Origin of the sequence: Celeribacter sp., from assembly GCF_048270365.1 — a bacterium.
Classification (GTDB): domain Bacteria; phylum Pseudomonadota; class Alphaproteobacteria; order Rhodobacterales; family Rhodobacteraceae; genus Celeribacter.
In genome coordinates, this window is record NZ_JBLWTA010000071.1 from 1 (window position 1) to 6109 (window position 6109).

At 63.7% G+C, this 6109-nt stretch carries 8 protein-coding genes; all 8 read left to right on the forward strand.

The annotated features are described in order from the left end of the window. Positions 1-125: 125 nt before the first annotated feature. Complete coding sequence (locus ACN0X0_RS22940; protein WP_417281130.1) at positions 126-407, forward strand: TrbC/VirB2 family protein; 282 nt, start codon at positions 126-128, stop codon at positions 405-407. A 131-nt stretch (positions 408-538) separates the two neighbouring features. Continuing rightward, on the forward strand, positions 539-817 hold the full coding sequence (locus tag ACN0X0_RS22945) for a type IV secretion system protein VirB3 (protein ID WP_417281131.1): 279 nt from the start codon (positions 539-541) through the stop codon (positions 815-817). Continuing rightward, a complete protein-coding gene (locus ACN0X0_RS22950; protein ID WP_417281132.1) occupies positions 792-3185 on the forward strand; it encodes a type IV secretion system protein B4 in 2394 nt (797 codons plus the stop codon). Before ACN0X0_RS22945 ends, ACN0X0_RS22950 begins: the two co-directional genes overlap by 26 nt. Continuing rightward, positions 3182-3391: a hypothetical protein gene (locus tag ACN0X0_RS22955; RefSeq protein ID WP_417281133.1), complete on the forward strand. Its 210-nt coding sequence runs from the start codon at positions 3182-3184 to the stop codon at positions 3389-3391. The genes ACN0X0_RS22950 and ACN0X0_RS22955 overlap by 4 nt, the downstream gene beginning before the upstream one ends. After that, positions 3388-4500, forward strand: a complete 1113-nt coding sequence (locus ACN0X0_RS22960) for a lytic transglycosylase domain-containing protein (RefSeq protein WP_417281134.1) — start codon at positions 3388-3390, stop codon at positions 4498-4500. Before ACN0X0_RS22955 ends, ACN0X0_RS22960 begins: the two co-directional genes overlap by 4 nt. After that, entirely contained in the window at positions 4497-5264 is a 768-nt protein-coding gene (locus tag ACN0X0_RS22965) for a type IV secretion system protein (protein ID WP_417281135.1), read from the forward strand. The genes ACN0X0_RS22960 and ACN0X0_RS22965 overlap by 4 nt, the downstream gene beginning before the upstream one ends. Positions 5265-5272: 8 nt before the next feature. Beyond that, complete coding sequence (locus tag ACN0X0_RS22970) at positions 5273-5698, forward strand: hypothetical protein (RefSeq protein ID WP_417281136.1); 426 nt, start codon at positions 5273-5275, stop codon at positions 5696-5698. Beyond that, the coding region (locus ACN0X0_RS22975; protein WP_417281137.1) for a type IV secretion system protein at positions 5699-6109 on the forward strand (411 nt) is incomplete at its 3' end.

Consider the following 6109-nt stretch of genomic DNA (forward strand, 5'->3'; position numbering starts at 1 on the left):
CATCCACCGCATTCGGTCCCGGCTGGCAGGCGCAGCCGATTCCGCGCCGGACACCCGCATCGCAGACCGGGGTCCTGCCCGCGCGCCCGTCCTCATCGAACTTCAGTAAAACAAGGGAACACCGCATGCTTCGACATCGCCTCAAACGCCTCTTGCCTGCCGCTACAACCCTGGCGGCTTTCGCAAGCCCCGCCTTCGCGCAAGACTTGTCACCCATCCAGACCATGCTGGAAACCGTCGAGGCCGCGCTGACCGGTCCGATCGGAATCGCGGTCGCCACGCTCGCCGTCATCGGCACAGGTTTTATGTGCATGATGGGGCGGCTCAACTGGGGCTGGTTTGCCTCCGTCATCATCGGGATCGTGCTGATCTTCTCGGCCGGGACGATTGTGGATGGGTTCTCCTGATGAACCGGAAAGCACTGTGCCCTTCCCGCAAAACGGAATCTTGCGGTCAACTCGAACGCATTGTGCTTCGCAAACGCTGCCTCGAATTGCCCTCCGGATGCCCGTCTCTTGCTGAACGGGAAAGTCACTAGATGGCAGAACGATCCCCCCTCTTTCTGGGCCTCGCCCGTCCGCCCAAGTATCTGGGCTTGCCCGTAGGATACCTCGTGGTGCTGGCGAGTGGGGTCGTTCTGCCGTTCATCTGGACGAAGTCGATGGTCTTCTTCCTGATCGGGATTGTCGCCTATCCGATCCTCTGGTTCGTCGCCGACCGCGAGCCGCATTTCTTCGAGGTGCTGCGGGTCTCCTACGGAGTGGTGCGCCCGACGAAGAACCGGGCTCTGCATGGAGGCGACAGCTTTGGCGCGTGATGCAGGCACTCTTTCCACTGTTGGGGCAGCCCTGCATCAAGCGGGCGGCAGGGAGTTCGCGCGGGAAAGCTATCTCGCCGAGCACCTGCCGTATTTTGCCCTCGCCGATGACGATGTCATGGTCCTGCGCGAGGGCGACCTCCTCGCCACCCTGCGCCTCGACGGTCTGAACCCGATGACCACTGAGGACGCCCGGCTCGACGCGCTCAAACGCGCAGTTGCCGCCATTGTCGCCCAGACCGGCAACGCCTTCGGTTTTTACATTCACCGGATCTCTGTGCCGCAGGGTCTCGGGATGCGGCCCATCGAAGGTGACAGCTTCGCCGCCGCGATCGACACCCGCTGGCAGGCCCATGTCAAAGACCTGCGCCCGGCCAAGCGCCAACTCTATCTCAGCGTCATCCGGCGGCCGGATATCTCCGCGCGCATTCCGCTCTTGCGCGCGCTGGCCCGCAAGGCCTGGGTCAAGGACCGCGCGACGCGCCTGCAGGAGCTGAACGAGGTCATGGGCTTCTTCGAGGTGGCGCTTGCCTCGGCCAACCCCGTCAGGCTGACGAAGGCGGGCGGTGAATGGCTGGGCTATCTCAATGCGCTGAACGCTGGGGCATTCTCTCCGATCGCCTTCGGGCAAAGCGCCCTGCCCCTCTCGCACACTTTGAGCAATTGCCGCGCGACCTTCGACGGCGACGTCGTCACCCTGACCGACGCCGTGACTAGTCAGGTCAAATACGGTGCGATCTTCTCGATGAAGACCTATCCGGCGCTGACAGATGTGACGCTGCTCGACGCGCTCGACCTGCCCCTCGACATCGTGCTGACCAACTCCTTCAGCCCGATCCCGAACAACATCATGGCCGAACGCATCCAGCGGATCATCCGCCAGATGCAGGCCTCCGACGATGCCGCCGTCTCCTTGCGCGAGCAATTGGGCCAGGCTGCCGACGATCAGGAAGCAGGCCGCATCGCCTTTGGCGACCATCACCTCTCCATCGCGGTCTATGCACCAGACCGCGACACGCTCGAACGCGCCGCCGCCCAGATCAAGCGCGTGGGCCAGGAAATCATGTCGGTGATCGTGCGCGAAAACATGGCGCTGAAAGCCACCTACTTCGCGCAAAGTCCCGGTAACTTTGGCTACCGGGCGCGCAAGACGCCAATCTCCTCGATCAATTTCGCTGATTTCGCGGCGCTTCACGGCAGTGTCGAGGGGCGTGGACCTGACCAGTCGCCCTGGGGCCAGACGATCTCTGTGCTGCCGACGGTCGGCACATCGGGATACCGCTTCAATTTCCATGAGGCAGGCAGCCCGGGCAAGGAGCCCACTGTTGGCCATACGCTGGTTCTGGGACGCACCGGCACCGGCAAGACACTGACCACGGCCTTTCTCGCGGCCCAGGCGCAACGGGTCGGCGCGCGACTTTTCTTCTTCGACAAGGATCGCGGCCTCGAGATGGCCGTGCGCGCCCTTGGTGGCCGCTACAACGAAATCCGCGCCGGGGTGCCGTCCGGCTTGAACCCTCTCGATACCGAGATCGATGAACGTGGCCGCGCCTGGCTTTCGGACTGGCTTTCGACCCTTCTTTCCCGGGGCGGAACCCTTTCGGGTGAGCAATCCCGCCATATCCAGAGCGCGGTTGCGCAAAATGCCCATGCGGAAGGCTCGCTTCGGCGATTTGCGAGTTTCGAGACCCTCTTTCAATCGCTTGATGACGATGGCGAGCTGCAGTCCCGCGTTGCCGAATGGGCCCCGGGCGGGCGCTATGGCTGGGTCTTCGATGAGCCGGAGCAGGGTGCGGGGCTTGAACTCGCCTCCGACATCATCGGTTTCGACATGACCGAGATCCTCGACATGACGACCGAGCGGATGGCGGTGCTCTCCTACATCTTCCGCCAGATCGAGCGCGTGGTCGAGGATCGCCGCCCCACCATCATCGTGCTCGACGAAGCCTGGAAGCTTCTAGACGATCCCTACTTCGGGGCCCGGTTGGAAAACTGGCTGGTGACGCTCAGGAAGATGAACTGCGTCGTGATCATGATGACGCAATATCCGAGCCAGCTGCGCGACAGCCGCGTGGGCAAGACCATCGTCGAGACGGTGCCGACCCAGATCCTCTTCCCCAACGATCGCGCCACCATCTCCGATTACGACTTCCTGCGCGTCAACGCCAAGGAGGCGGCCCTTCTCGTCCAGCCCACCATCGGCCAGCGCATCGCGCTGGTGCGCTCGGCGGGCGACAGCGTCTTTGTCGATGCCGATCTCTCGGCCCTCGGCACCCTCCTGCCCATCCTTGGCGGCGGCGCCACCGGCGAGGCCCGCGTGCCCGCCGATTGGCGCACCAATCCCGACTTCTGGAGACATGTGATATGAGTTCGAAACCGCTCCTCGCGCTCTGCGCCGCCGCAGGCCTTCTCTCGGCTTGCGAAAAATACACCGAACAGACCTCGCCCTGCTTCGGTCGCAATGGCGAGCCGCAGGTGACGCGCGCTGCGCTTTCCTTCTCGACCATGGGTGCTTCTCTTCAGGAGACGGCCAATCCTGACTGCACCTTCGAACCCCTACCCCGTCCGGAATGAACCGTGCCGCGATCATATCCACCGGGCTCTGCCTCGGCCTCGGTGCCCTGCCCGCCCATACACAGGGCGTGCCGACGCAGGACAATTCCGCAATCGGTCGCGCCATTGCCCGGGTGACGGCGCTGGCCGAGGATCTGGGCGTCCAGCAGGACAAGGATCGCACCGAGTCCACGCTCGCTGATGTCCAGGCCGACCAGCTGCGCGTGCTCGAAGAGATGACGGCGGCCATCACCGGACCCGGATTTGATATCCGCGCGCTCGAGGGCAATGCGGATTTCGGGGTGGCGGCGGTCTATCCCAATACCGATCCAAACCCGATGAACAGCCGCCTCTTCGGCGAGGGCCGCGAGACGGTCGAGATGATGATCGTCGAAGTCGCGGGCGAGTTCGCGAGTGCCCCCGGTTTGGCCCGCGCCGGTCTCTCGGCCACCCAATGGCGCTGCCTCTTCCAGGCCCTGATCAAGCAGGAGAGCCGCTTCAACGTCGCTGCCGAAAGTCCGGTCGGGGCCTATGGCCTGACCCAGCTCATGCCTGGCACCGCCTCCGACCTCGGAGTCGACCGCTACAACGTGAAGGACAACCTGCGCGGCGGCGCGCGTTACATCACCACCCAGCTCAATCGCTTCGGCAACATCCCCCATGCGCTCGCGGCCTATAACGCAGGACCGGGCCGGGTGATCGAATACGGCGGCGTGCCGCCCTTTGCCGAGACCCAAGGCTATGTCCGCAACATCTCCAAGTTTTACAACGAATACCTGGCTGTCGTGGGTGGCGCCGATGCGCTCGGCACGCTCTCGCCCTCGGACTTTGCACTGGCCGAATATGCCAGCATCTCCGAGGCGGGTGTCTATTACGCGGCCGACAGTTCGGCCACCACCGAACAGGTCATCAATCGCCTGCGCGCGATCATCCTGCAGATCGATGCGCAGCCCAATGCCAAGGCGGCCTGGGAACTCAATACCTACGCCAAGGCCGAGATCGGCCGCATCCTCAATCTTCGTGTCCGGCTGATGGCCGCCAACCAGCAGCGCGAGGCCGCCTATGCCCAACACCTCGTCGCCGACCGGCTGGCCGAGCGCGATTTCATGCAGATGGGAATTCCCGAATGAGACAGCTTCTCCTGACCGTGGCTGCGGTCACCACACTCGGGTTTTCTTCGCCCGCCACGGCTCAGGGCGTGCCGACCTTTGATGGATCACAGCTTGGTCAGCTCGTGGCGCAACTCGAGCACATGGCCGAGGACCTGAACGTCCAGATGCAGCAGCTCGCCACCATGCGGCTAGAGTTGGAAACCCAGCTGTCGCAGCTTACCAATCTCGAGGCGCAACTGACCTCGCTGATCGAGGGCAGCGGGCTGGGTGAACTTTTCGCCACCGTCGAGGAGTTCCGCGCGCTGCGCGGCAAACTCGTCGCGCCCCTCAACACCGCGCAGTCCTTGGCCAGCGGCGATTTCCTGAGCGGGTTCAATCCGGGCGCAGAACTCTCGGCCTCGGTCGAGCGGGTTTTGTCTGGCAGCGGCTTCACTTCGGAGCGCCTGGGCACGCTCTCGGGCTCCGACCAGCCGGCCGACAACCGCATCGCCACCTCGGCCGGGGCCAGCGCCATGCTGTCGGTTGCTGCCCAGGAAAGTCACAAAGAGGCAGGTCAGAGCCTCGAGCGGCTCGAGACCATGGTGGGGCTGATCGACGATCAGGACGGGCTGAAGGCCGCCGTCGATCTCAACACCCGCGTCACCGCTGAACTTGGCATCATCCTGACCCAGATTTGGCGGCTTGAGGCGGCGCAAGGCGTCAGTGCCGGCCAACTGGGCGTCGTCGATGCCGCAACCCTAGCGGATGAGCGCAAGTTCCGCTCGATGGCGGTGGATCCATGAAGCAAACCATGACACTCAGCTTTGGGCCAATTCAGTCTCTTGGCCTCGCAGCGACAGTCCTCTGTACCCTGCCCAATGCTGCGTTGGCGCAGACACCGAGCACAGATCCGTCAGGCGACACGCCCTTCAACTCGATGGCGATCGCGCGGGATCAAACGGATGAATGCCGTGTTCCGAAACCACCCGCCGATCTGGCCGAGACCGCCTATCTCCGCAATGGCTACCGCGCGATCCTGCGCATCCTGATTGCCGAGGAAGCGCTGGCTTCGGAAAGCTGCTCCTGCCTTTTGGATCAGTTCAGCTGGGATCAGGCGCTTGACGCCTTGCCCCGGTTCCAGACCTCGGACCATCCGCGCCTTCCATTCAAGGTGCTCGATCTCTACGCGCAGGCCGACGCGCTCGAGGCGCAAATCGTGGAGGCCTGTGCGAAGTAGATGGGAGTTATTCGCGACATCCTGAGCCAGGTCGACGCCGCGGTGGATACCGTGGCACAGGACGGCTTTGTCTCCTCGGCAGGTGCTGTCGGTGACGTGATTTCTGCCGGGGCCGCGCTCCTCGTCGTGCTGCTCGGGATCAACGCTGTCATGCAACTCCGCCCCCTGCCCTTCGGTACCGGCTTTGCCTTCGGAATGAAGATCATGCTCGTGGGGATTTTCGCGCAGAGTTGGGACAATTTCAGCGTCATCTATGACATCGTCACGCGCGTGCCCGACTCTATCGGCGCCTCGATCCTTGCCCTTACCGGCTCGGGCGACGAGGCCGGGGTCTATGAGAGCCTCGACAACATGGTCGCCCGCATCACCGCCTATGGCGACACGATCGGGGATCGCGCGGGCTGGGTCTTT